Annotated in this window: 23 protein-coding genes; 11 read left to right on the forward strand and 12 right to left on the reverse strand. The window is 58.9% G+C overall.

Annotated elements, in window-relative coordinates:
* The first annotated feature begins 27 nt into the window (after positions 1-27).
* The 3 genes from ACR0M9_RS02860 to ACR0M9_RS02870 all read left to right on the forward strand — a co-directional run bounded on the left by ACR0M9_RS02860 (position 28) and on the right by ACR0M9_RS02870 (position 3,230).
* Positions 28-771: a hypothetical protein gene (locus ACR0M9_RS02860; protein ID WP_480772798.1), complete on the forward strand. Its 744-nt coding sequence runs from the start codon at positions 28-30 to the stop codon at positions 769-771.
* Entirely contained in the window at positions 768-1,697 is a 930-nt protein-coding gene (locus ACR0M9_RS02865) for a glycosyltransferase family 2 protein (protein ID WP_480480607.1), read from the forward strand. Before ACR0M9_RS02860 ends, ACR0M9_RS02865 begins: the two co-directional genes overlap by 4 nt.
* A gap of 186 nt (positions 1,698-1,883) precedes the next feature.
* Entirely contained in the window at positions 1,884-3,230 is a 1,347-nt protein-coding gene (locus ACR0M9_RS02870; RefSeq protein ID WP_480772799.1) for a DEAD/DEAH box helicase, read from the forward strand.
* Here ACR0M9_RS02870 and ACR0M9_RS02875 read toward each other — a convergent pair.
* Genes ACR0M9_RS02875 through ACR0M9_RS02885 form a run of 3 tightly spaced genes read right to left on the reverse strand, consistent with a single transcriptional unit; the run spans position 3,227 to position 5,249 of the window.
* Complete coding sequence (locus tag ACR0M9_RS02875) at positions 3,227-4,129, reverse strand: EamA family transporter (protein WP_480504901.1); 903 nt, start codon at positions 4,127-4,129, stop codon at positions 3,227-3,229. The genes ACR0M9_RS02870 and ACR0M9_RS02875 overlap by 4 nt on opposite strands.
* 21 nt (positions 4,130-4,150) lie before the next feature.
* Entirely contained in the window at positions 4,151-5,053 is a 903-nt protein-coding gene (locus ACR0M9_RS02880; protein WP_480558033.1) for a fatty acid desaturase, read from the reverse strand.
* The gene (locus ACR0M9_RS02885; RefSeq protein WP_267366130.1) at positions 5,046-5,249 is read right to left on the reverse strand and encodes a DUF2061 domain-containing protein; all 204 of its coding nucleotides are present in this window, start codon (positions 5,247-5,249) and stop codon (positions 5,046-5,048) included. The genes ACR0M9_RS02880 and ACR0M9_RS02885 overlap by 8 nt, the downstream gene beginning before the upstream one ends.
* Before the next feature lie 117 nt (positions 5,250-5,366).
* On the opposite strand from ACR0M9_RS02885, the gene ACR0M9_RS02890 reads away from it, so the two are divergent.
* Positions 5,367-6,224, forward strand: a complete 858-nt coding sequence (locus tag ACR0M9_RS02890) for a helix-turn-helix domain-containing protein (protein WP_480772946.1) — start codon at positions 5,367-5,369, stop codon at positions 6,222-6,224.
* Between the two features lie 79 nt (positions 6,225-6,303).
* A complete protein-coding gene (locus tag ACR0M9_RS02895) occupies positions 6,304-6,486 on the forward strand; it encodes a hypothetical protein (RefSeq protein WP_267366128.1) in 183 nt (60 codons plus the stop codon).
* Position 6,487: 1 nt separating this feature from the next.
* On the opposite strand, the gene ACR0M9_RS02900 is transcribed toward ACR0M9_RS02895, so the two are convergent.
* The 3 genes from ACR0M9_RS02900 to bcoG all read right to left on the reverse strand — a co-directional run bounded on the left by ACR0M9_RS02900 (position 6,488) and on the right by bcoG (position 9,708).
* Positions 6,488-7,246: an SDR family oxidoreductase gene (locus tag ACR0M9_RS02900; RefSeq protein WP_480485410.1), complete on the reverse strand. Its 759-nt coding sequence runs from the start codon at positions 7,244-7,246 to the stop codon at positions 6,488-6,490.
* Positions 7,243-8,709 carry a carnitine 3-dehydrogenase gene (locus ACR0M9_RS02905; protein WP_480772947.1) on the reverse strand — a complete coding sequence of 489 codons (1,467 nt, stop codon included), beginning with the start codon at positions 8,707-8,709 and terminating at the stop codon, positions 7,243-7,245. The genes ACR0M9_RS02900 and ACR0M9_RS02905 overlap by 4 nt, the downstream gene beginning before the upstream one ends.
* Before the next feature lie 84 nt (positions 8,710-8,793).
* Positions 8,794-9,708, reverse strand: coding sequence for a 3-dehydrocarnitine:acetyl-CoA trimethylamine transferase BcoG (gene bcoG, locus ACR0M9_RS02910; protein ID WP_267365216.1), 915 nt, complete (start codon positions 9,706-9,708; stop codon positions 8,794-8,796).
* A gap of 133 nt (positions 9,709-9,841) precedes the next feature.
* Here bcoG and ACR0M9_RS02915 point away from each other — a divergent pair, with 133 nt between their 5' ends.
* Positions 9,842-10,828: a GlxA family transcriptional regulator gene (locus ACR0M9_RS02915; RefSeq protein ID WP_480772800.1), complete on the forward strand. Its 987-nt coding sequence runs from the start codon at positions 9,842-9,844 to the stop codon at positions 10,826-10,828.
* A 67-nt stretch (positions 10,829-10,895) separates the two neighbouring features.
* On the opposite strand, the gene ACR0M9_RS02920 is transcribed toward ACR0M9_RS02915, so the two are convergent.
* Genes ACR0M9_RS02920 through ACR0M9_RS02930 form a run of 3 tightly spaced genes read right to left on the reverse strand, consistent with a single transcriptional unit; the run spans position 10,896 to position 13,901 of the window.
* Complete coding sequence (locus ACR0M9_RS02920) at positions 10,896-11,942, reverse strand: aldo/keto reductase (protein ID WP_480772801.1); 1,047 nt, start codon at positions 11,940-11,942, stop codon at positions 10,896-10,898.
* Positions 11,943-11,971: 29 nt separating this feature from the next.
* Positions 11,972-12,430, reverse strand: a complete 459-nt coding sequence (locus ACR0M9_RS02925; protein WP_480564441.1) for a DNA polymerase III subunit chi — start codon at positions 12,428-12,430, stop codon at positions 11,972-11,974.
* A gap of 4 nt (positions 12,431-12,434) precedes the next feature.
* Complete coding sequence (locus ACR0M9_RS02930) at positions 12,435-13,901, reverse strand: leucyl aminopeptidase (protein ID WP_480772802.1); 1,467 nt, start codon at positions 13,899-13,901, stop codon at positions 12,435-12,437.
* 229 nt (positions 13,902-14,130) lie between these two features.
* Here ACR0M9_RS02930 and lptG point away from each other — a divergent pair, with 229 nt between their 5' ends.
* From lptG to rsmA, 5 genes are all read left to right on the forward strand, one after another.
* Positions 14,131-15,231 carry an LPS export ABC transporter permease LptG gene (lptG, locus tag ACR0M9_RS02935; RefSeq protein ID WP_480480588.1) on the forward strand — a complete coding sequence of 367 codons (1,101 nt, stop codon included), beginning with the start codon at positions 14,131-14,133 and terminating at the stop codon, positions 15,229-15,231.
* Positions 15,231-17,393: an LPS-assembly protein LptD gene (locus tag ACR0M9_RS02940; protein ID WP_480564435.1), complete on the forward strand. Its 2,163-nt coding sequence runs from the start codon at positions 15,231-15,233 to the stop codon at positions 17,391-17,393. Before lptG ends, ACR0M9_RS02940 begins: the two co-directional genes overlap by 1 nt.
* Positions 17,384-18,637 (forward strand): peptidylprolyl isomerase, encoded by a 1,254-nt coding sequence (locus ACR0M9_RS02945; protein WP_480480584.1) that lies wholly within the window; start codon positions 17,384-17,386, stop codon positions 18,635-18,637. The genes ACR0M9_RS02940 and ACR0M9_RS02945 overlap by 10 nt, the downstream gene beginning before the upstream one ends.
* Positions 18,634-19,599 (forward strand): 4-hydroxythreonine-4-phosphate dehydrogenase PdxA, encoded by a 966-nt coding sequence (gene pdxA / locus ACR0M9_RS02950; protein WP_480504884.1) that lies wholly within the window; start codon positions 18,634-18,636, stop codon positions 19,597-19,599. The genes ACR0M9_RS02945 and pdxA overlap by 4 nt, the downstream gene beginning before the upstream one ends.
* Before the next feature lie 85 nt (positions 19,600-19,684).
* Positions 19,685-20,527 carry a 16S rRNA (adenine(1518)-N(6)/adenine(1519)-N(6))-dimethyltransferase RsmA gene (rsmA, locus tag ACR0M9_RS02955; protein ID WP_480772803.1) on the forward strand — a complete coding sequence of 281 codons (843 nt, stop codon included), beginning with the start codon at positions 19,685-19,687 and terminating at the stop codon, positions 20,525-20,527.
* Positions 20,528-20,582: 55 nt separating this feature from the next.
* Here the strand turns inward: rsmA and ACR0M9_RS02960 are convergent, their stop codons facing one another.
* From ACR0M9_RS02960 to prfA, 3 genes are all read right to left on the reverse strand, one after another.
* Entirely contained in the window at positions 20,583-21,176 is a 594-nt protein-coding gene (locus tag ACR0M9_RS02960) for a DUF4167 domain-containing protein (protein ID WP_480772804.1), read from the reverse strand.
* A 239-nt stretch (positions 21,177-21,415) separates the two neighbouring features.
* Positions 21,416-22,261 carry a peptide chain release factor N(5)-glutamine methyltransferase gene (gene prmC / locus ACR0M9_RS02965; protein WP_480564424.1) on the reverse strand — a complete coding sequence of 282 codons (846 nt, stop codon included), beginning with the start codon at positions 22,259-22,261 and terminating at the stop codon, positions 21,416-21,418.
* Entirely contained in the window at positions 22,258-23,313 is a 1,056-nt protein-coding gene (gene prfA / locus ACR0M9_RS02970; RefSeq protein WP_480481653.1) for a peptide chain release factor 1, read from the reverse strand. The genes prmC and prfA overlap by 4 nt, the downstream gene beginning before the upstream one ends.
* Between the last annotated feature and the right edge of the window lie 45 nt (positions 23,314-23,358).

Genomic DNA, 23,358 nt, shown 5'->3' on the forward strand with positions numbered 1-23,358 from the left:
CGAGTCTGCCTGTGCAATTCTGCGCGCATGAGCAAGGATGAACTGACTTTCCCCGGCGGTCTGCCCGACATGCTGGACAGGTATGAAAACCGGCGCAGCCCGTTTCAGTTCGGCACCACCTCGTTGCCTGACCTTGACATTGACCTTATTGAACTGGCCGGTCGTGCATTGCCCGAAAGTGCGACTGTGCCCCCGCCAAAGCCTAATACAAGCTGGGATCGCAAGCGCGCTCAGATAGCGCGGGAATTTGTCGGAAATTCAGAACTTGCTTTCCTGAATGCCCAGTTGATCTCGAACCTGCGAAAGCGGTCCTTCCCGCGCCACGCCCCGCTTCTGTTTTGCCGCCTTTGGAACGAACAGTCGGACCACCTTCTGTCCACGCTTGATCTGCGGTGGCTGGTCTCGTCGGTTCAGACCTTTGCGGACCACGGCCAAACTGCAACCCAGCGCGAGGTTGGTCATGCGTTGCGCATGTTGTTCGGCATGATGAAGCTTTATGAGTTCGAGAGGCGCTTTTCGCAGCTGCCCCCGGCAACACCATTTCCGTATCAAAAACTGAAACACGTCCCGCTGCCCTATCAGATGAAAGGGTTTTCCCTTGGAAGTGGCGGACTGGACGTCAATCTGATTGCTCCGGTCTGGACCAAAGCCCTAAGCGACACCACCATCGCGCCACTGGTCGATCACTTGATGACCGAGCTCAACAGTGATCCCGGCGGTGTCTTTCGCCGCCTGAAACTCATGCGCGAAGCGCGCGCGCAGCGCACATGACCACATGGGGTGTCGTGTCGATGGTCAGGGGACCGACCGAAGACGTCCTTCGGTTCGTAGCCTATCACCTCGATCTGGGTGCCGAGACCATCTATATCTATCTGGATGAGCCGAACCAGCGCACGTTCGAGGCGCTGAAGGCACATCCCAGTGTTTGCGTACAGGTTTGCGATGATGCCTATTGGCAAAAGCTAAAACGCACACGACCGGACAAGCACCAGGTTCGCCAATCGGTCAACGCCACCTATGCCTATCGTGAAACGCACCTGGATTGGCTGGCCCATATCGATGTTGACGAGTTTCTGTGGTCGCCGACCCCAATCTCGGATGTGTTGCGCGATATCGGGGACAAGGTTCACGCCGCCCGGGTCCGCCCAATCGAGGCGCTGGCAGGCGGCGAAGACCTGTACAAGGCGCATGTTCCACAAAGCCCGGCCCGAACACAGCTGATTGAGATGCTTTATCCCAACTATGGGGCTTTCGTCCTTGGCGGGTTCCTCAGCCATGTACAGGGCAAGTTGTTTGCGCGCACGGGATTGAAACGTCTGAGTTTTCGTATCCACAACCTGTTTCAGAACGGGAAATTGCTGCCGTGTAAATACGAACTTGCGCAGGTCGATCTATGCCACCGCCACGCGCCGGACTGGGATCACTGGATTGCACATTATCCGTTCCGCTTGGATCGCGGCTCGTATCAGGCTGGCATGGCCCCGAATGCCCCGCGCGAGATGGGGGGGCTGAACAAGAATGAATTGCTCAGCTGGATTGAAAGCGAACACGGCGAGGACGGGCTGCGCGCGTTCTTCAACGAGATGAGCGGCGCTGACCCAGAAGTCCGCGCCCGGCTGGAGCAGAAAGGGCTGATCCGCCACCGCGTGTTGAATCTGGACGGGAAATTGGCGAAACACTTTCCCGGAAGTTGCTGAATTGTTGCGCAAAACTCGAACCTGTCTCGATGAAACCCTGATGTAGCGGTCTTCATTTGACCCCGACCAACGTTTTTGTTATGTCCGCGTCCAAGCCGAAATGTCGCATCACGCGCATGGCCATCCGGGCCCGGCACATCTTATACGCGCGGGCCAGGTCAAGTGTCCGCATTCAACCGGACTTACATGACAAAGTTTAACGAACTGAACCTGAACCCGAAGGTCCTCAAAGCCATTGAGGAAGCCGGATACGAAACCCCAACTCCGATCCAGGCAGGTGCGATTCCGCCCGCATTGGAAGGGCGCGATGTTTTGGGCATAGCTCAGACAGGCACGGGTAAAACCGCCAGCTTTACGCTGCCAATGATCACACTGCTGGCCCGTGGCCGGGCGCGTGCCCGTATGCCACGTTCGTTGGTTTTGTGCCCGACGCGGGAACTGGCCGCTCAGGTGGCCGAGAATTTCGACACCTATACCAAACACCTGAAACTGACCAAAGCGCTGTTGATCGGTGGCGTCAGTTTCAAAGAGCAAGAAGCCCTGATTGACCGTGGCGTCGACGTTCTGATCGCCACGCCGGGCCGTCTGCTGGATCATTTCGAGCGCGGCAAGCTGTTGCTGACCGGCGTGCAGATCATGGTGGTGGATGAAGCGGACCGTATGCTCGACATGGGGTTCATCCCCGATATCGAACGCATCTTCTCACTAACACCTTTCACCCGTCAGACCCTGTTCTTCTCAGCCACCATGGCATCCGAGATCGAGCGGATAACCGACACGTTCCTGTCGGCCCCTGCCCGGGTCGAAGTTGCCCGTCAGGCGACCGCATCCGAGACCATCGAACAGGGCGTGGTCATGTTCAAAGGCGGCCGTCGGGACCGCGAAGCCAGCAACAAACGCAAGGTTCTGCGTGCGCTGATCGATGCTGAAGGCGACAAATGCACAAATGCGATCATCTTCTGCAACCGCAAGACTGACGTGGATATCTGCACAAAATCCCTGAAGAAACATGGCTACAACGCGGCCGCCATCCATGGCGATCTGGACCAGTCGCAGCGGATGAAAACACTGGACGGTTTCCGTGAGGGATCATTGCGCCTTCTGGTCGCCTCAGACGTGGCTGCGCGTGGCCTGGATGTGCCAGCCGTCAGCCATGTGTTCAATTTCGACGTCCCCGGCCACCCCGAGGATTATGTGCACCGCATTGGCCGCACCGGCCGCGCCGGCCGTGAAGGTAAAGCCATCACAATCTGTTCGGGACGCGACGAAAAAGCACTGGTTGCGATCGAAAAGCTGATCCAGAAAGACATCCCGCGCTTAGACAACCCGGTCCAGGAAGACCCTAGACCCGAACAGCCAAAACCTGAGAAAAAGGCCAAAGCACCCGAGAACCCGAAAGAGGGCAAAAAAGTTCGCGAGCCTAAGGGGCGCAGTCGTGGACGCAAGGAAGACACCGGCCCGGCCGTCGTGGGCATGGGAGATCACCTACCCAGTTTCATCGCGCTCAGCTTCGACGAACGTCGCGCCAGCTAGATTGCTAGCACAAGTGCTAAAATCGAAAACCCAAGCAACATCATCCCGGCGATTTCGCGCCGGGTGATCGTCTCGCGGAAGAACAGGATCGACGCCATCAGGCTAAAGATCAGCTCAACCTGCCCCAGCGCTTTGACATAAGCCGCATTCTGCAAGGTGAAGGCCCAGAACCAGCAAAACGAGCCGCCGAGGCTGGTCAGGCCGACAAATACCCCGGTCTTTCTCGTTTGCCAGACTGCGCGCAGTTCGGCCCGGTCGCGCCACAGCAGCCATATCCCCATGCTGGCGAACTGGAATGTCACCACTGCGGCCAACGTTACCAGCGCTCGGAACCACGCATCGATATCGCCCAGTTGCAGTGAAGCCCCACGATAGCTGACGGCGGAAAACGCAAACAAAACACCTGATCCAAGCCCCAATTGCGAAGCCCGATTGGTCAGATGGCGCCACCAGGGTCCGTCCCCTCCAGGTGTTTTTGACAACAAAAGAACAGCCATCAACCCCAACAGGATCGCGAACAATGCGCCCCGCGACACACTGTCCCCCAAGACCAAAAAACCAACGATCGCGGTCTGGATCACCTCGGTTTTCTTGAAGGTAATTCCAACGGCAAAATTACGTTGTTTGAACAACGCCACCACGCAGATCGTTGCAAGGATTTGCGCTGTCCCTCCGATGACCGCGTAAAGCCAGAACAAACTGCCAAGCCGAGGCATGCTCGCCCCGGTTATCTGCAACGCAACATATAGCCCGATAACCGCCAACGGCATGGAATAGGCAAACCGCGCAAAAGTTGCACCTGCAGCAGATAGTTTCACGCTGGCCAGAGATTTTTGCAGCATGAAACGCACAGTCTGAAAACTGGCGGCGGCGATGGTGACGGGGATCCAGAGACTCATGCCACCCGTTGTGTCGTCAATTCAAGGCTTTGGCCAGAGAGGATGTGGCACAGGGTCTTTTGCGCGAACGAAATACTGCCGGAGTATCTGTGCATAGGACCGGTAAACATAGGCTTCGTTGCAAGCCAAGTACCTGTCCTTTCCGTCGCGGTACAATGCAGGCAAGCGATACCACGGAGCCGCCGGATTCATGTGATGAACGACGTGTAGGTTATTGTTTAAAAACAAAAATGCCAGAGGTCCGCGATCTTCGACTATCACCGTGCGGGCGCGGGATTTTTCATGTGCACGATGCTCCAGAAACGTGCGGATCTTCAAAAGCGACAGCCCCATATAGGCCGCGACCAGATAGGCCCAAACCGGCATGGCCGATTGCGCAACTACCCACAGAACCACCACCGCGCCGGGAAGGTGCACAGCCCATGCCAGCAGGACCGCCCTGTCCCCGCGCATCAACCCACGCCATTCGTCACGCATAAACAGAACCTGACCAAGGACAGGCCCCAGTACCATCCGCCCCAACAGCGTGTTGTTCAGGCTCAGGATCATCTGCGCCAGCCGCGGCAATCCCGACCAGATATGCGGATCCAGATAATTCGATTCCGGGTCGTCATAAGGGTCTGTCAGGGTGGCATCCTGATGATGCGCCAGATGCAGGTCCCGAAAGCGGTTATACGGAATTGCCAATGTCAACGGCAGTGCCATCAACGCCTCGTTCAGCCATTTGGCACGAAATGGGTGCCCGTGCAGGGCCTCATGCGTCAGTGACGAATGCAAAGCCGCAACAACACCCAGAGCAGGGATAGCCAACCACAAGGATGTGTTTGCCAGCCAGAACAGACCGGCAAGCCACGCAGCATAACACAAGACTATCAGGAAAAACGTGCCCCATTCGGGCGATTTGGGTGTCGTGGGGTCAGCCATTTCGGCCCCACGAAATGTTCGCCCAAATTCTTTCGTAAATCACGTACATCGTCAGGCCGATGGCCGTGTTCACCAGCGCCAGCGCCCCTCCTACAGCGGCCGAGCCTGTTGCCAACAGGCCCACCATTGTCATGATCGCCAACCCCATCGCATTCCAAACGATTGCTTTCACGACTGATCTTCGCCGCGTTTCCATTCCGAACCCCGTTTTTTTCTTACTCAAAGCGTTACATCCGGACCCCGGCATTGAAAATTCTGAATATGATTAACAAAACTAATCAAATGTGATAAAAATCACGGCATGTAGGAAAATATCGACAAGCGCGACCGTGCCGCGCAATTTCGTCTCCGCCTCGCCCGCGCGATGGAAGAGCGCCATGTCAGCCAAAGTGCCCTTGCGCGCAATATTGGCGTTGACCGCTCGACCGTTTCCCAATTGCTGACAGATCATGGCGCGCGGTTGCCCAACGCACATGTTGTTGGCGGATGTGCAGCGGCGCTCGGCGTTTCGGCCGACTGGTTGCTGAGCCTATCTGACAGGCCGGAAAGCGCGGCTGAGCTTCTGGCTAGCTCGCTGACCTTTACCGAGGCCCCACGCGCCCTTGTCGATGAACGTATCTTCGAGTGGCATCAGGAGGCCGCCGGGTACAAAATCCGCTATGTCCCGGCCACCCTGCCCGACATGCTCAAGACGCGTTCGATACTGGAATGGGAATACGCCCCGCATCTGGGCCGGACCGCTGACCAAGCCATCGGCGCGTCGGCGGATCGTCTGGCATGGATGCGTAGCGCCCAGTCAGACTATGAGATCGCCATGCCGTTATTCGAAATCGAAAGCTTTGCAAGCGCCACTGGGTATTATCAGGGTCTCAGCCCCGAGGTTCGGCTGGAACAGATCGATCACCTGTTGGCGCTGTGCGAACAGCTCTATCCGCGGATGCGTATCTATCTGTTTGACGCAAAACGGCTTTATTCCGCACCCGTGACGATTTTCGGCCCGCTGCTTTGTGTATTTTACGCAGGAAGTCACTATATGGCCTTCCGCGACCGGGATCGGATCGAGACATTCTCACGCCATTTCGACACACTGGTACGCGAGGCCGACGTGGCCGCCCGGGACTTTCCAAACCATCTGCGTCGCCTCAGAACGGCGGTTTCCCGCGACTGGTGATGCAGCGCCATCCAACCTGTGCTATTCTACTGTGGCGCGAACCATAAGGCATTCCGAACACAGACGGAGGAGCACAGGAATGGACGCAATTCAAACCGCTCAATACGCACGTGCACTTTTTGCCGCCCATGGAGACCAAGCCGAGGCCGAAGCCGCGCAAAAAATGCGCGACTGCGAAGCTGCCGGAAACCGGCAAGAAGCCCAGGACTGGCAGGCAGTCCGTCAGACCATCCGCCAGATCCGTGGTCCAAACCAGGGCTGAGTTACAATTTCGGGTCCGGGTTGACCGTGTGGCCATCCACCGCAATCACCTGACCTGAAACCAGACGTGCCGCATCTGAGGCAAGGAAGACTGCCATATTGGCGACATCCTGCGCTTCGACGAAGCGCCCCATTGAGGTGCCCGAGGCATAGCCCCGATAGACCTCATCACGGGTCATGCCCTTGGCTGCGGCCTCGCGGGTCAGGACGCCCTCCATCCGAGGGCCTTCAACTGCGCCCGGACAAATGGCATTGGCACGGATGCCATAGGGCCCCAGCTCCATCGCCAGTGTTTTCATCAACCCGATGACCGCCCATTTTGCCGACGCATAGGGCGCCCGGAACGGGTAGCCATACTGCCCGGCTGTCGACGAGGTCAGAATGATGCTGCCCGCCCGCGCCGTTTTCATCAGCGGCGCTGCATATTTTGCCGCCAGAAAAGCACCGTCCAGATTGACCGCGACACAAGAACGCCACGCGTCCAGATCAATATTCTCAATGTCATTTGTCGGGCCGGCAATACCGGCATTGGCGCAGAGCACATCCAACCCGCCTGTCGAACGGACGGCGTCAAATACCGCGCGCATGTCAGCCTCGTCCGCAACATCGGCTCGGTGCCCGGTCCAATGTTCGGGCAAAGTATCCAACGCCGCCTGATCGATATCAGTAACCCGGACGTCATAGCCAACCGCGTCAAACGCCTCGGCCATGGCCCGGCCGACGCCTGACGCGCCAGCCGTCACCAGAACCCGGCGCGTCATGAAGGCTTCCTGATCGCTGCGCCTGCGCCCTCGGGATAAGGCAATCCGGCCTGAGCCTCTGCAACCCGCGCCATAGCCGCTTCGATTTCAGCAGATGGCGCGCTGGGGCGGCGGGTTTCCAGGCTGACATGCAGCAGAAAACTTTCACCCGTGGCCAGCAGCTTGTCGTCCTCATACATGCTGTGGAACACATGCAGCTTCTTGCCCTGCCCCAACAGCATCTGCGTGCGCACGTCGATTTTTGCACCGGCATGAGCTTCATCCAAATAGCGAATGTGGTTCTCCGCTGTGAAATAGCTGCCGCCTGAGGCAATGTAATCCGCATCGCATCCGATGATTTCCATGAACCGATCGGTGGCGGCGGCAAAGGCCTCCAGATATTTCGCTTCGTTCATGTGGCCGTTGTAATCTGTCCAGTCCAGTGGAACAGCCCGCGACAGGGTCAGGATGGGCTGGCTCAGATCCGCTTGATCCAGCGTCGGCAGCGCACCGGGTTTCAACCGTGCGTCATGTTGGTTCAGCACCGCACCCGCACCGTAATTCTGCGCCTTGAGGGCCCGCATCATGCCAACAAGGTTGTTGTCGCGAATACGCTCCAGCTCTCGGATCGAATGCATCCCGGATTGTGCGTCAGATTGATTGGCGATCAAATCGACCAGTTCGTCAGTGAACTCGGGAACATCCATCAGCTTGGTCCACGGCCATTTCAAGGCAGGCCCGAACTGCGCCATGAAATGCCGCATCCCCGCCTCGCCACCGGCCACGCGGTAGGTTTCGAACAGACCCATCTGTGCCCAGCGGATGCCGAACCCCATACGGATGGCCTCGTCAATCTCTTCGGTCGTCGCAATGCCATCCTTGACCAGCCACAGCGCCTCGCGCCAGACAGCTTCCAGGAACCGGTCGGCAATATGCGCATCGATCTCTTTCTTGACGTGCAGCGGGAAAAACCCGAGCGATTTCAACAGGTCCTGCGCCTGTTCGATCATCTCGGGCGGGTTCTTGTCCGTTGGTACAAGCTCGATCAAAGGCAACAGGTAAACCGGGTTGAAGGGGTGCGTCACCAAGATCTGCTCGGGGCGCAGCGCTCCGTCCTGAAGTTCGGACGGCTTGAACCCGCTGGTCGAGGATCCGATGATCGCGCCCGGATCGCAAGCCTCCTGCAAGCCTTTGTAAACCTTCAGTTTCAAATCCAGACGCTCCGGCACGCTCTCCTGTATCCAACGCGCACCCTTAACCGCTTCGGCCATGTCGCTGTGAAAGCTCAGCACACCCTCGGCTGGCAACGGAACGTCACTCAGCCCCGGCAAGGACCGTCTTGCGTTGTCCAGCACCTCGCCAATCTTGCGTTCCGCCTCGGGGTCAGGGTCAAACACCCGCACATCCCAGCCATTGAGCAGGAACCGCGCGGCCCATCCACCACCGATAACTCCGCCCCCAATAATTGCTGCCGTTTTCATGATTTCCCACCTACTGGCTGCGCATGTTTCATCTTTTTAGAAATACTCCGGGGGCTTGGGGGCTGGCCCCCAAAACCCGCGTGTCCATTATTTTGCAACAGGTGCCTGCTTGGTCAGCCCCAGCTTCGCACGGACTTCGTCAGGGCCGATCACGCGCGCGCCCATATTCTCGATGATGGATCCCGCACGTTCCACCAGCTGCCAGTTCTCGGCCATTACGCCCTTGTCCAGCCAGAGGTTGTCCTCAAGCCCCACGCGCACATTGCCGCCCGCCAGAACCGAAGCCGCGACAAACGGCATCTCGTTCCGTCCCAGTGAAAACGCGCTGAAGGTCCAGTCATCCGGCACGTTGTTCACCATCGCCATAAAGGTATTCAGATCATCCGGCGCACCCCACGGTACCCCCATGCACAGCTGGACCAAAGCGTTTGGTGCCAGAATCCCTTCCTTCACCAGTTGCTTTGCAAACCACAGGTGGCCAGTGTCAAAGGCTTCGATCTCGGGTTTGACACCCAGATCAGTCATCATTTTGCCCATGGCGCGCAATGCACCGGGCGTATTCGTCATAACATAATCGGCCTCGGCAAAGTTCATTGTGCCGCAGTCTAAGGTGCATATCTCGGGCAAACATTCGGCAATATGCGCCACACGTTCGGATGCTCCGACCATGTCCGTGCCCGCGGCCACCGGAAACGGGTTTTCAACACCGCCGAACACGATGTCGCCGCCCATGCCGGCCGTCAGATTCAATACGACGTCCACATCAGCGTCGCGGATGCGGTCCGTCACCTCGCGATACAGATCCAACCGGCGGCTTGGCGCACCGGTCTCGGGGTCGCGCACGTGGCAGTGTACCACTGCCGCCCCGGCCTTGGCGGCAGCGATTGCGCTGTCGGCGATCTGCTGCGGCGACCGCGGCACATGCGGGCTGCGGTCCTGCGTCCCGCCCGAGCCGGTTACGGCACAGGTAATAAATACTTCGCGGTTCATTTCCAGAGGCATGGTGTTTTCCCCAAGTTATACCCGGTTCTGCCTTGGGTTTTCCCCAGGCTTTTCCCCGGATTCCGATTTGCGTTCTGACCCGACTCTGGCGCAGCTTTGGGAAAACTACTTGGCAATATGCGAATCAAACTTGATGAAATCCGCAAAAAACATACTGCAACCGGAACACCGCGCCCTGAAAACCGCGGTGCTTGTGCTTGACGAATGCAACACGCTCAGCTTTGCCTCTGCGGTGGACCCGATGCGGGCCGCGAACCGTCTGGCGGACCGCCCGGCCTTTGATTGGGACTATGTAACCGCGACGCCAGAACCCGCGATTCTGACCAGTGCGTTGCAAGTGCCCGGTATTCCACTGGCCCGGTTGCAATCCTGCGACCTGATGATCGTGGTCGCCGGGTTCCAACTGGCCCGCCACGCCACCCCAAGCCTGCTGGCTGGTCTGCGGCGCATCGCGGGCACAGGCGCAACGATGGCAGGCATTGATGGCGGCCCGTGGCTCCTGGCCGAGGCCGGGCTACTGGATGGCCATCTGGCAACAACCCACTGGGAAGACCTAGAAAATTTCGCCACGCGGTTTCCCGAAGTTGATGTGCGCACCGACCGCTTCACCGTTTCGGGCAATCGACTGACTTCGGGTGGCGCAATTCCGGCTGTCGAGATGATGCTGCACATCATCACCGCCCGTCATGGCGCAAGTTTCGCCGCGCGCGTTGCGGGCCTGTTCCTTTACGATGGTGCTCCGGACCCTGGAAAACCGCAAAGCCGCACAGGCGCACCCCATCGCCACACAGCACTGACCGCCAAGGCCAACTCGATGATGCAGGCGTCACTTGATGATCCCCTGCCGCTGGCCTTTATCGCAGACCGCCTGGGCACCAGCCCACGGACGCTGCAACAACAGTTCCGACTGCGCCTGAACACGACGCCGCAGGACCACTATCTGCAACTGCGCCTGGCCGAGGCCCGCCGTCTGGTCACCGACACTGATATGCCATTGATGGATGTGGCGCTCGCCACCGGCTTTGCCTCACAATCCAGCTTTGCCCGCGCTTTCCGCACCGCCCACGGTCAATCGGCCCGCGACCTGAGACACGAACGCGCGCATCCCACCCATCACTGACCGGATCCTTCTTCATCTGGCCAAAAATATCCCGGGGGCGTCGCCAAAGGCGACGGGGGCAGAGCCCCTAAAACGGCATCGGGTGCGCCCGATGTGCCCTGCTGATCTCGGCCAACACATCCTTGGATAATTCAAGATCCACGCCCGCCAGAATATGATCCAGCTGTGCAACGGTCGTGGCCCCGAAGATTGCCGACATCATGAACGGGCGCGTCCGGCACCACGCCAACGCCATATGCACCGGATCCAGACCATGCCGTGCGGCGATGTCCAGATAAGCTGCAACCGCTTCGAAAACACGACCTGATCTCCGGCCACCCATCTCAGGCACAAAGGACATACGCGATCCGTCAGGCACACAGCCATTTTGGTACTTTCCGGTCAGAAAGCCTGCTGCCAAAGGGGAAAACGCCATCAACCCAACATCTTCATGCACACTCAACTCACCCAGGTCGGTGTCAAAATGGCGGCACAGCAATGAATACTCGTTCTGCACCGATGCCACGCGCGGTGCCCCCATCTGGTCGGCCAGCCGCAGCCATTGCGCGGTTCCCCAAGCGCTTTCATTCGACAGGCCAAAGGCACGGATATTGCCCTTGTCTACCTGAGCCTGCAATGCCTCAAGGCATTCTAGCATGTTGCTCAGCACTTCATCTGTGTTTTCGCCAGACGGCGCATAATCCCAGTTCTGCCGAAACATATAGCTGCCCCGATTGGGCCAGTGAAACTGATAGAGGTCAATGTACCCGGTCTGCAAACGTCGCAAAGACCCCTCAACTGCTTCGGGTATTGTGCGGGCAGTGATCGGCGCACCATCGCGGACAAAGGACAGCCCCGCGCCGGAATGCTTGGTCGCCAAAACATAATCTCCCCGGCGGGTAGTATTGGCCGCGTTCCAGTTTCCCAGTATCTCTTCGGTGCGCCCGATCGTTTCTTTCGCGACAGGGTTCACCGGATACATTTCGGCCGCATCGACAAAGTTGATCCCCGCGTCCAACGCCATATCCATCTGCCGGTGCGCATCCGTTTCAGACGTTTGAGAGCCAAATGTCATCGTGCCAAGGCACAGATCGCTCACCATAATTCCGGTACGGCCCAAGGGCTTCTTCTGCATTGTCGTATCTCCTGAAAATTGCGGGCCGGTCAGGCTTCAGCCTTCTTCTCCCATCGCCCGGACTCCTCCGACCAATATTGTGCGGAACATCCGGCATCCGTCAGCGCTTTCCACTGCCCGCGCGCCTGTTGTACAGCCATGTCGTCATTGCCATCGAACAGGATACAAACCCGTTCCAACGCGGCGACTTCTTCCGCTTCGACCGGCGCGCCATCCACAGCCATGATGCAGGTCGCGTCGTTTCCCGCCACGGCGCTGGTGGTCAGCAGAATCGGCTGGTCCGCGTCATGCGGGCCGCCAGCGCGACCATGCGGCAGGAATCCCTCCTCGGGGCCCAGCCACAGCTTTTCATCCAGCCAGTCCATCCGCGCAGGGTCAGTACCCCGCACGGCTATCCGCCACCCGGCTTGCCGCGCCTTGTCCAGCAGCGCGGGCAAGGTGTGCTCCAGCGGCAGGCGGGTCAGGTGGTAGAAATAGACAGCGCCCATATGCTTACTCGAAATTGTCCTGCACAAACCGGCTCAATGCGCGCACGCCCCAGCCGGTAGCGCCTTTGGGCGCATAAGAGGTCTCTTCAGACACCGATGCGACGCCCGCGATGTCCAGGTGAATCCACGGTGTTTCCTCTTTTACGAACCGCTGGAGGAACTGCGCGGCGGTGACTGAACCGGCGGGGCGACCGCCCACGTTCTTCATGTCGGCAATGCGCGATTTCAGCAACTTGTCATAGGCATCGCCCAATGGCATCCGCCAAGCGCCTTCATCCTCGGCCTTGGCTGATTTCAGGAAAGCATCACAGAACGTGTCATTGTTCGAAAAAACACCAGCGTTTTCATGGCCCAAACCGATGATGATCGCACCGGTCAAAGTTGCCAAGTCGATCATTCCGACCGGCTTGAACCGTTCCTGCGCGTACCACATCACGTCACACAGTACCAGGCGGCCTTCGGCGTCGGTGTTGATGATCTCGACCGTGTCGCCCTTCATTGACCTGACCACATCACCCGGACGGGTGGCGTTACCTGATGGCATATTCTCGACCAGACCGACCAGCGCCACGACATTGGCTTTTGCCTTGCGCTTGGCCAGCGCACGCATGGTGCCCGCAACAACGCCGGCGCCGCCCATGTCCATGGTCATCTCTTCCATGCCAGCAGCGGGTTTGAGCGAGATACCACCCGTGTCAAACACCACGCCCTTTCCGACCAGTGCCAAAGGCGCGTCATCCTTGGCCCCGCCATTCCACTGCATCACCACCACTTTCGAAGGGCTGTCCGAGCCCTGCCCGACGCTTAGCAATGTGCGCATTCCCAACTCGGCCAGCTTGTCTTCGTCCAGTACTTCGACCTCAAGACCCAGCTCCTGCATCTCAACCAGGCGGTCCGCGAATTCGGTGGTGGTCAAAACATTTGCCGGTTCATTGGTCAGATCGCGCGTCATCCGAACGCCATCAGCAATTGCATAGAGAGGTGCAAAATCTGCCTCGGCCTCCGCAGGCTTTGCGTGGCTGATTGTCACTGTGCCAGCATTCTGGCTTTCCTTGGTTTTATGCGCGTCGAATTCATAGCTGCGCAGAACAATCCCCAGTGCCAGATCCTCGGCGCGCGCGTGATTGCCAACCATCACCAGCATGTCCTTTCCGCCCGCCAGTTTGGCAAGGGCTGCACCTGCCTTGCGGGCTTCGCCGGCCTCGGGGCGACGTGGCAGAACCAGAACATCCAGCGCCTCAGCCGCCATTCCTGTGGGCCATGCCATCGAGGTGACGTCCCCTGTTTTGGATTTGCTGAAACTCTCGCTTTCAACAAGCCGCGCCAACCCGCCCTTCGTCAGACGGTTGGCTCTGCGGGCTGCCGGGCCCATCTTACCGTCGACCGGAATGATGATGGCGATGCGCCCTTTGGCCTGCGCCATAGCCTCCAGGTCAAATTCCTGAAAACGGATCGGTATCAGACTGCTCATTGTACACTCCTCGAATTCTGTTCCCCAAGACCTAGCCCGCGGGGCACGCATTGACCAGATAGCAGTTTTCCCCGCCTTTCAATTGCATTAAGGTCCCGAAAAAATGACCGGCAGGCTCGGGGGAGAAAGACGTGGTACGAGAGGGCAGGCATACGCCGTCGCGCACAGCATTGCGCAGGCGCGATATCAGCCCGACGCCCCGCACTACAGGCGCAGCGGGGTCGCGCCTATGATCCTGGACCGTTATTTTGCCCGCCGGTTTCTGCAAAGCTTCATGGTCATCGGAGGTATTTTCCTGACCTTGATGATTCTCATCGATCTGATCGAACAGATTCGCCGCTTTGACGATTTCGACCTGTCTTTTGCCCAGCTGCTGCACCTCACACTGCTGAATACACCAGCCGCCATCAGCGAAATGCTGCCTTTGCTGGTCATCCTGTCCACCATCGCGCTGTTCGTTGGGCTGGCACGTACCTCCGAACTTGTGGTGACCCGTGCAACTGGCCGCTCGGGCATCCGCGCTTTGGTCGCCCCTGTCCTGTTGTCGCTGATCATCGGCGCTCTGGCCGTTGCACTGTTGAATCCCATCGCAGCGGCCACATCTGAAGAGTTCCGCCGCTTGTCGGATTCATACCGAAACAACGGCAGCTCGGCCCTTTCGATCAGCAGCGAGGGCCTGTGGCTGCGCCAGTCTGCCGAGAATGGGCAGGCCGTTATCCACGCCCGGGCAACATCGAACCAAGACAAGCTGCGGCTGGACGGTGTTACCGTCATCACCTTTGGGCGGGATGGCAAACCAACCCAGCAAATTGTTGCGGATCGGGCAGAGTTGGAAGACGGGAACTGGGTTCTGTATCAGGCAAAAACCTGGGCCTTGCAGGATGGGCAGAACCCTGAATCCAATTCAGTTGTGCACGAGCGTCTGGAGCTGCCGACCTCGCTGACCCGACAGCGGATCATGGATACGTTTGGGCAACAGGATTCGGTTTCAGTTTATGACCTGCCCCAGTTGATCAGCGACCTTCGCGAGGCGGGGTTTTCGACCAAACAATATGAGGTCTGGCTGCAGGTACAGCTGGCCCGGCCTTTCTTTCTGATCTCGATGGTTCTGATCGGGGCCGCGTTTACCATGCGCCACGTTCGGTTCGGCGGTACTGGGATCGCCGTTCTGACAGCCGTCCTGCTTGGGTTTGCCATCTATTTCGTGCGCAATTTCGCGCAAATCCTCGGGGAAAACGGACAATTGCCCATCTATATCGCTGCCTGGGCACCGCCCTTTGCCGCAATTCTGCTGTCTCTTGGTCTGCTACTGCATGCGGAGGACGGCTGATGCGGCATATCGTTCCTGTATTGCTTACCAGTGCACTGGCTTTGTCCGTCCCGGCGGGAACTGCAGCACAGACATCCCAAGGCCGGCCACAACCACAGGGCACACAAGCGCAGCAAGAGCCCGCCTTGCTGGTGGCCGACAAGGTATTCATCACGCCTGAGCGCAAACTTGTGGCTGAAGGCAATGTCGAAGCCTTTCAGGGCGACACCAAGTTGTCCGCCCATCGTATCACGTATGACCGCGAGACTGGCGAGCTGATATTGGAAGGCCCCATTCGTATCGATCAGGGTGGTCAAACTACGCTGCTGGCGGATTCAGGGCAACTGGACAGCGGAATTCAGAATGGACTGCTGATCGGTGCACGCATGGTGTTTGAACAGCAGGTACAGATCGCCTCGGTTCAGGCGAAACGGGCCGCAGGACGTTATACACAATTCAGCAAGGTTTCAGCCACATCCTGTCATGTCTGCACCGACGGCAGGCCGCCTCTGTGGCAGATCAGGGCGCGCAAAGTCACGCATGATCAACTGGAACGGCAACTATATTTCGAAGGCGCGCAGCTTCGGGTCCTGGATTATCCGGTATTCTACTTTCCCTATCTGCGCTTGCCCGACCCAACGCTAGAGAGGGCAACCGGCTTTCTGGTTCCTTCTATCCGCAGCACCTCGCAATTGGGCACTGGCGTTCAGGTTCCGTATTTCTTCAAACTTGGCGATCACAAGGACCTGACACTTACGCCTTACGTCTCAGCCAAGACGACAACTCTGGGATACCGCTATCGTCAGGCCTTTGTGAACGGACGCATTCAGGTGGAAGGCGCTTATACACGGGACGATGTGCAACCCGATCAGGATCGCGGCTACCTGTTTGCCACCGGCTGGTTCAATCTGAAGAACGATTTCCGTCTGACCTTCAATCTGGAAACTACATCCGACGATGCCTACCTGGCCGATTACGGCTTGCCGGATCTGGACCGCTTGCGCAGCGAAATCGCACTGGAGCGGATCAAGCGCGATAGTGCGTTCAAAACCGGCCTGATCTACTACAAAACACTTCGGGACAGCGAAAATCAGGACGAAATCCCGTCCCGCGTCTTCGACCTCAACTATGAAAAACGCTATTTTCCCAGCACGCTGGGGGGCGAGGTTCGGCTGGCATTCATCGGTCATGCGCATGAACGTACCAGCGACACAGATGTTGTTGGTCGCGACATGGCACGGGCCACCTTCGATGCCGAATGGCTGCGCAGCTGGACTTTCTCATCGGGGCTGCGGGTCGATACAACGCTGGGGGCGTCGGTTGACACTTTCAACGTTCGCCACGACAGCAACTACCCCGACAACGTGACCCGATCTACGCCGCGCGCGGCTTTGACTCTCCGGTATCCAATGACCCGGCGCGAGGAATCGGGGGCTGTTCAGTTCCTCGAACCGATTGCGCAGTTCGGATGGACACATGTATCGGACACCGATGTTCCGAATGATGAAAGCACTTTTCAGGAATTCGATCAGGGCAACCTTCTGTCCCTCTCGCGGTTCCCTGCTGAAGATCAGCGCGAGAACAGTGCCACTGGTGTGGTTGGCCTGAACTGGGCCCGGTATGGCGCGGGTGGCTGGCAGGCCCAGGCGACTGTGGGCCAAGTGTTTCGGGCCGACGCCGATCCAAACTTCACGCTGACATCGGGATTGCAGGGCACATCGTCGGATTTGCTGGTAGCCGGGCAGATCAGCACGGCCAATGGCTGGTCACTTGCCGGACGCGGTCTGATCGACGGGGATTTCAGCTTTGTCAAAGCCGAACTGCGCGGCGCATGGGCATCCGAAAATGCCGGCCTGTCTGGTAGCTATATCTGGCAGGAACCGGACCCGGCGGAAAACATCACCGAAGAAATCTCGGAAATTCTGCTTCTCGGACGCTACCAGGTCGATCAGAACTGGCTGACCAATGCCCTGGCGCGCTACGATCTGGCTGAGTCGGAGCCGATCCGGCTGGGTCTGGGTGTGACCTATCAGAACGAATGCGTTCGGGTTAACATGTCCGTAAGTCGGCGCTTTACTTCAACATCCACTATTGAGCCTTCGACAGAATTCGGCTTTACCCTTTCTTTGACAGGGTACGCCCTTGAAGGCGGTGGCAAGACATACAAGAGAACATGCAGTTGATATCAGGTTTCTCCAGGTTTCTCCGTTCCGGTTGGCTTAAACCGGTCACACCGGCACTGGTTGCCGCAGTTTTTGCAATCGCGCCTCTTCAGGGTAGCGCGCAAAGCCTGTTCTCACCCGCGATCCGCGTCAATCAGGATATTGTCACCTGGTACGAGCTTGAACAGCGCCTGCAATTCCTGAATGTTCTGGGTTTGCCCGGTGGTAACGAAGCTGACGTCAGGGATGCCCTGATTGATGAAAAACTGCGCAGGCAGGTCATGCGCAGCGCCGGCGTGCAAGCGACGCCCGAGGCCGTTCAGCTGGGCATCGACGAATTCGCCTCGCGCGGACAATTGTCGTCCGAACAATTCCTGAAACTTCTCGGCGACGCGGGCGTCGACCCTGAAACGGTCCGAGACTATGTCGCGGATCAACTGGCATGGCGCGACTATATCAGCTCGCGCTATCTGTCGCAGGCGCGCCCGACCGAGGATGAGATTGATCGCGCGCTGGGCCAGACGGGCGGTGGCGGATTGCAGGTCCTGCTGTCCGAAATCATTATCCCGGTAAACCCGCAAACGGTTGCCCAGACCGAGTTGTTGGCCGAAGAAATCTCGCGCCTTGAAGGGCAGGACGCGTTTTCTGCTGCCGCCGCTCAGTATTCCGCAGCCGCAACACGGGGTCAGGGTGGACGTCTGGAGTGGCTGAACATCTCGAACCTGCCCCCGGCGCTTCAACCTGTCATCCTGGGGCTTCAGACCGGTGAGATCACCGACCCGATCACCCTGCCGAACGCGGTTGCCCTGTTTCAGATGCGGGGCTTGCGCGAAGTCGCAACCGGCGCTCCGCGCATTTCAAAGTTGGATTATGCCGCCTATTACCTGCCTGGCGGGCGCAGCGCCGAAACCCTTTCGCGGGCCGCGAAGTTGAAAGAAGAAATCGACACTTGTGATGATCTCTATGGCATTGCCAAGGATCAGCCCGCCGAAGTTCTGGACCGGGTCGAAGCCGCACCTTCCGAGGTGCCCGGTGATATTGCCGTGGAACTGGCCAAGCTGGACCGGAACGAAGCGTCGGCGACTCTGACCCGCAACAATGGTCAGACGCTTGTGTTTCTGATGCTGTGCAACCGCACGCGGGATCTGGGCGAAGACACCTCTCGGGGCGATGTCGCCAACGCGCTGGCGCAGCAACGTCTTCAGGCCTTTGCGGCCAGTCTGGTGGAGCAGCTGCGGGCTGACGCTGTCATTACTCAGGAATGATACGGCCCGTCGCGCTCAGCTGCGGCGAACCGGCCGGTATCGGCCCGGAAATCGCGGCCAAGGCGTGGGCTGAACTGCGCGATGCCTGCCCGTTCTTCTATATCGGGGACGCCAGCCACCTGCCAGCAGGCACACCCGTTGCTAAAATCGAACACCCAAGTCAGGTTGCTGAAGCCTGTGGCCGGGCCCTGCCCGTTCTTCACATGGATTTTCCCGCCGCGAACGTATTCGGCCAGCCGAATCCGGCCAACGCGCCATCGGTGGTTGATGCCATCGAAACCGGCACCGAACTGGTACAGACCGGTGAGGCCGCAGCGCTTTGCACTGCACCGATCAACAAGAAAGCCCTGATCGACGGCGCAGGCTTCACCTTTCCCGGCCATACCGAGTTTCTGGCGGCCCTTTCCGGAACCCGCCGGGTTGTCATGATGCTGGCCAGCGAGCAGTTGCGCGTCGTTCCCGCGACGATTCACATTCCATTGTCACAGGTTCCCGCGGCACTTACCCCTGATCTTCTGCGCGAAACGATTGAAATCACTGCACGCGGTTTGCGTGATCAGTTCGGTATCGCGCATCCCCGCATCGCAGTTGCAGGCCTGAACCCGCACGCAGGTGAAGGCGGCAAGATGGGCACAGAGGAGCTCGACTGGATTGCTCCGATGCTGGCCGATCTGAACCCCGAGGACGCGACAATTACAGGCCCCCACCCTGCGGATACGCTGTTTCACGCAGCCGCCCGCACCCGCTATGACGCCGCCATCGCCATGTATCACGATCAGGCCCTGATCCCGATCAAGACGCTGGATTTCGACCGGGGCGTGAATGTCACCCTTGGCCTGCCGTTTATCCGTACCTCGCCCGACCACGGAACAGCACTGGACATCGCGGGGAAAGGCATCGCCAACCCCTCCAGCCTGATCGAAGCCCTGAAACTTGCCCAACGCATGGTAAAAAGCTCTTGATCCTTCACCTGGCTGAAAATATCCCCGCCGGAGGCACAAAAATCTCGGGCACAGCCCCTTTAACTGGCGCCAAGGTATTCCGATCATGAGCGCTATAGACACGCTTCCCCCTCTGCGCGAGGTCATCGCAACCCACCAGCTTTCGGCGCGCAAATCGCTGGGGCAGAATTTCCTGTTGGATCTGAACCTGACTGCCAAGATCGCCCGACAAGCCGGCGATTTGTCAGAATGCGATGTGCTTGAAATCGGCCCCGGTCCCGGTGGGTTGACACGAGGCCTGCTGTCCGAAGGCGCGCGCAAGGTCGTGGCCGTCGAAAAAGATACACGGTGCATTGCCGCCCTGAACGACATCGCCGCCGCGTATCCGGGTCGGCTTGAGGTGATCAACGGCGACGCACTGGAGATCAACCCGCTTGAATATCTGACACCGCCAATCCGCGTCGCCGCCAACCTGCCCTACAATGTCGGCACCGAGCTGCTGGTGCGTTGGCTGACACCGCCCGAATGGCCCCCATTCTGGCAGAGCCTGACGCTGATGTTCCAACGCGAAGTGGCCGAGCGTATTGTTGCCCAACCCGGCAGCAAAGCCTATGGACGCCTTGCCATCCTTGCCCAATGGCGGGCAGAGGCACGTATCGCCATGTTGCTTCCCCCCGGGGCCTTCACTCCGCCGCCCAAGGTTTCAAGCGCCGTGGTCCACCTGACCGCCCTGCCCGAGCCACGCTATCCCGCCGATGCCGCCACCCTGTCGCGCGTCGTGGCTGCCGCCTTCAACCAACGCCGCAAGATGCTGCGCGCCTCACTCAAAGGCATTGCCCCGGATATCGAAGACCGCCTTTGGGCCGCAGGTATCAAGCCCACGGACCGTGCCGAGCAAGTCCCGCTGGAAGCGTTCTGCGCTTTGGCGCGCGAAGTTAAGAAAACCTGAACAAACGAAAAAGCCCCGAGTTAAACCTCGGGGCTTGGTTCTTTGGACATCGGCTTTATTCTGCCGCCTCCGGTGCGTCCCCCGTGTCGGCAGGAGCATCCTCTTTTGCCTCGGGTGCAGCTTTGGGCTTCCGGGCGCGTGGCTTGCGCGCGGGTTTTTCCTTGCGCGGAGCCCCTTCCGGTGTTTCAGCCGCCGGGGTTTCTTTGTTTTCCGGGGTCTCCACCAGACCGCTATCGGGCTCTGAAACTTGCTGAGACAGGTCCATCACATCAGGCTGCGGTGCTTCGGCCGGATCAGCCTGGCGGGTCGCTTCGCGTTCCTGACGTTCGGCACGTTCACGGTCGCGCTCGGCCTGGCGTTCGCGGTTCTGGCGCTCCTGCTCTTCACGGCGCGCGTCAATCTCGCGCTGCGCTTCGCTCAGCATCCGCAGGTAGTGTTCCGCGTGTTGCTGGAAGTTCTCTGCCGCCACGCGGTCATTCGACAGCTGAGCGTCACGTGCCAACTGGTTGTATTTGTCAATAATCTGCTGCGGCGTGCCACGGACCTTGCCTTCGGGACCCGAGCTGTCAAAAACCCGATTTACGACGTTGCCGCCAGAAGGACGATTGCGGTTATTCTTGGCCCGCGAACGGGGTTTGGAAGATCTCATCTTACTTTACGTCAGCCTTATCAATGCGCTGTCGCTCAACCCGTGTTTTGCACTGCTCTAAGGCGTTTGCCGTGACGGGAAGTCGACTTTTTGGGCTTGGCGTCAGGGGTGCGCTGCAACAGCGTCAACCTCGCCGACTAATCCTGAGCAAGCATGTCCTGACGGCGCAGACAAGAGGAATCTCGGATTTTCACCAGCTTTTTTCTACAGGTCGGCGTTTTTTGCCGCAAACCCACCACTCATCCCGGCATTCTTGCGCCGACGACACGATCGCGACCGTCCAGATCGGGGATTACCCGGACGTCCACCAACCCGGCGGCATCGAACAAGGCTGACACTTTTGCCGCCTGCGTCGGACCGATTTCGACAAGAATTCGCCCGCCCGGCAACAGAAAATCCGGGGTCGCCGCCGCGATCCGACGATACGCGCCCAACCCGTCCCCCTCATCCGTCAGGGCCATGCGCGGCTCGTGCTCACGCACTTCGGGCGACAGTTCTTCCATCTCAGACACTGAGATATACGGAGGGTTGGAAACAATCAGGTCGAATTTATCTTCAATGTTTTCGAACCAGTTTGATCGAAGGATCTCAATCCGCGTCTCTACCTGATGCTGAACCGCATTGGCACTGGCTTGCAGGCAGGCGGCTTCGCTCAGATCAACACCCACGCCCGTGGCACTGCTGCGTTCGGCCAGAAGGGTTATCAGGATACACCCCGAGCCCAGCCCCAGGTCGAGGACATGATCAAATGGTTCGCTCAACGCTGCTTCGATCAGGGTTTCTGTTTCCGGACGCGGATCAAGGACATCCCGGCTGACGCGAAACCTGCGGCCGTAGAACTCCCGCTCACCCAACAGATGCGACACCGGAACCCGGATGGCCCGCAAGGAGATCAACTGGTCATAACGCTCGGCGATCTCGGGCTGTAATTCTTCCGGGGCAATCAATGTCACGCGGCTGGCTTCAATCCGTGCAGCGTGGGCCAGCAACAGACGCGCGTCACGTGCCGGATCGTCCACACCGGCCGCACGCAGACGCGCTGTCGCCGCCACCATCGCCTGTGCCGCTGTTTGCAGACCTGTCATTGTGCCATCTCGGCCAGCAGCCGGGCCTGATCATCCGCCGTCAGCGCATCAATCACCTCGTCCAGATCACCCTGCATCACCTGATCCAGCTTATATAGCGTCAGGTTGATCCGGTGGTCGGTCATGCGCCCCTGCGGGAAGTTATAAGTACGAATGCGTTCCGAGCGATCCCCCGAGCCAACCTGACTGGCACGATCTGCCGAGCGTTCACTGTCAATCCGCTGCCGCTCCAGATCGTACAAGCGCGTCTTCAGAACTTGCATGGCGATCTCGCGGTTGCGATGCTGGGACTTCTCGGAACTTGTCACCACCAATCCAGTAGGAAGATGCGTGATCCGCACAGCCGAGTCAGTCGTGTTCACGTGCTGTCCGCCCGCGCCCGAGCTTCGCATCGTATCGATTCGGATATCATTGGCGTCGATCTGGATGTCTACATCCTCGGCCTCGGGCAGAACCGCCACAGTCGCCGCCGAGGTGTGAATGCGCCCGCCGCTTTCGGTTTCGGGCACGCGTTGCACCCGATGGACGCCGGATTCGTACTTCAGTCGCGCAAAGACATTGTCGCCTTTGATATGGGCTACTACTTCCTTGATGCCGCCCAGATCCGAGGCCTGCTCTTCGATAATCTCGAATTTCCAGCCACGCGCCTCGGCGTAACGCTGATACATGCGCAACAGATCGCTTGCGAACAAAGCGGCCTCGTCCCCGCCGGTGCCAGGGCGAATTTCCAGCATCGCCGGACGGGCATCTGCCGCATCCTTTGGCAACAGTGCCAGTTGGAGCGCGTTTTCCGCCTTGGGGATGCGGGCCTGCAACTCGGGGATTTCCTCCTCGGCAAGCTCTTTCATGTCCGGGTCAGTCAGCATCGCCTGCGCTTCGGCCAGATCCCCCACCAGCTGTCGCCAGGCCATGATCTGATCGACCACAGGCTTAAGGTCGGAATATTCTTTGGCCAGCGCCGCAATATCACCACCCGATGCGCCATCTGCCATGGCAGCTTCGAGGTACTGAAAACGCTGGGTGATCTGTTCAAGACGTTCTTCGGGGATCATCCCGGCGGTGTCTCTCATCCGGGGGCTTTGGTCAAGGGCAACGTC

This window comes from Ruegeria sp. CH2, assembly GCF_056537065.1.

What these genes read in the sequence shown, in the direction of transcription:
- ACR0M9_RS02920 (WP_480772801.1), bottom strand. Translation starts at nt 11,942, where the DNA reads ATGCAGAAGAAGCCCTTGGGCCGTACCGGAATTATGGTGAGCGATCTG.
- ACR0M9_RS02880 (WP_480558033.1), bottom strand. Translation starts at nt 5,053, where the DNA reads ATGGCTGACCCCACGACACCCAAATCGCCCGAATGGGGCACGTTTTTC.
- bcoG (WP_267365216.1), bottom strand. Translation starts at nt 9,708, where the DNA reads ATGCCTCTGGAAATGAACCGCGAAGTATTTATTACCTGTGCCGTAACC.
- ACR0M9_RS02870 (WP_480772799.1), top strand. Translation starts at nt 1,884, where the DNA reads ATGACAAAGTTTAACGAACTGAACCTGAACCCGAAGGTCCTCAAAGCC.
- ACR0M9_RS02940 (WP_480564435.1), top strand. Translation starts at nt 15,231, where the DNA reads ATGCGGCATATCGTTCCTGTATTGCTTACCAGTGCACTGGCTTTGTCC.
- prmC (WP_480564424.1), bottom strand. Translation starts at nt 22,261, where the DNA reads ATGACAGGTCTGCAAACAGCGGCACAGGCGATGGTGGCGGCGACAGCG.
- ACR0M9_RS02875 (WP_480504901.1), bottom strand. Translation starts at nt 4,129, where the DNA reads ATGAGTCTCTGGATCCCCGTCACCATCGCCGCCGCCAGTTTTCAGACT.
- prfA (WP_480481653.1), bottom strand. Translation starts at nt 23,313, where the DNA reads ATGATCCCCGAAGAACGTCTTGAACAGATCACCCAGCGTTTTCAGTAC.
- ACR0M9_RS02865 (WP_480480607.1), top strand. Translation starts at nt 768, where the DNA reads ATGACCACATGGGGTGTCGTGTCGATGGTCAGGGGACCGACCGAAGAC.
- ACR0M9_RS02885 (WP_267366130.1), bottom strand. Translation starts at nt 5,249, where the DNA reads ATGGAAACGCGGCGAAGATCAGTCGTGAAAGCAATCGTTTGGAATGCG.
- ACR0M9_RS02960 (WP_480772804.1), bottom strand. Translation starts at nt 21,176, where the DNA reads ATGAGATCTTCCAAACCCCGTTCGCGGGCCAAGAATAACCGCAATCGT.
- ACR0M9_RS02945 (WP_480480584.1), top strand. Translation starts at nt 17,384, where the DNA reads ATGCAGTTGATATCAGGTTTCTCCAGGTTTCTCCGTTCCGGTTGGCTT.
- ACR0M9_RS02915 (WP_480772800.1), top strand. Translation starts at nt 9,842, where the DNA reads ATGAAATCCGCAAAAAACATACTGCAACCGGAACACCGCGCCCTGAAA.
- pdxA (WP_480504884.1), top strand. Translation starts at nt 18,634, where the DNA reads ATGATACGGCCCGTCGCGCTCAGCTGCGGCGAACCGGCCGGTATCGGC.
- ACR0M9_RS02925 (WP_480564441.1), bottom strand. Translation starts at nt 12,430, where the DNA reads ATGGGCGCTGTCTATTTCTACCACCTGACCCGCCTGCCGCTGGAGCAC.
- ACR0M9_RS02930 (WP_480772802.1), bottom strand. Translation starts at nt 13,901, where the DNA reads ATGAGCAGTCTGATACCGATCCGTTTTCAGGAATTTGACCTGGAGGCT.
- ACR0M9_RS02895 (WP_267366128.1), top strand. Translation starts at nt 6,304, where the DNA reads ATGGACGCAATTCAAACCGCTCAATACGCACGTGCACTTTTTGCCGCC.
- rsmA (WP_480772803.1), top strand. Translation starts at nt 19,685, where the DNA reads ATGAGCGCTATAGACACGCTTCCCCCTCTGCGCGAGGTCATCGCAACC.
- ACR0M9_RS02900 (WP_480485410.1), bottom strand. Translation starts at nt 7,246, where the DNA reads ATGACGCGCCGGGTTCTGGTGACGGCTGGCGCGTCAGGCGTCGGCCGG.
- lptG (WP_480480588.1), top strand. Translation starts at nt 14,131, where the DNA reads ATGATCCTGGACCGTTATTTTGCCCGCCGGTTTCTGCAAAGCTTCATG.
- ACR0M9_RS02860 (WP_480772798.1), top strand. Translation starts at nt 28, where the DNA reads ATGAGCAAGGATGAACTGACTTTCCCCGGCGGTCTGCCCGACATGCTG.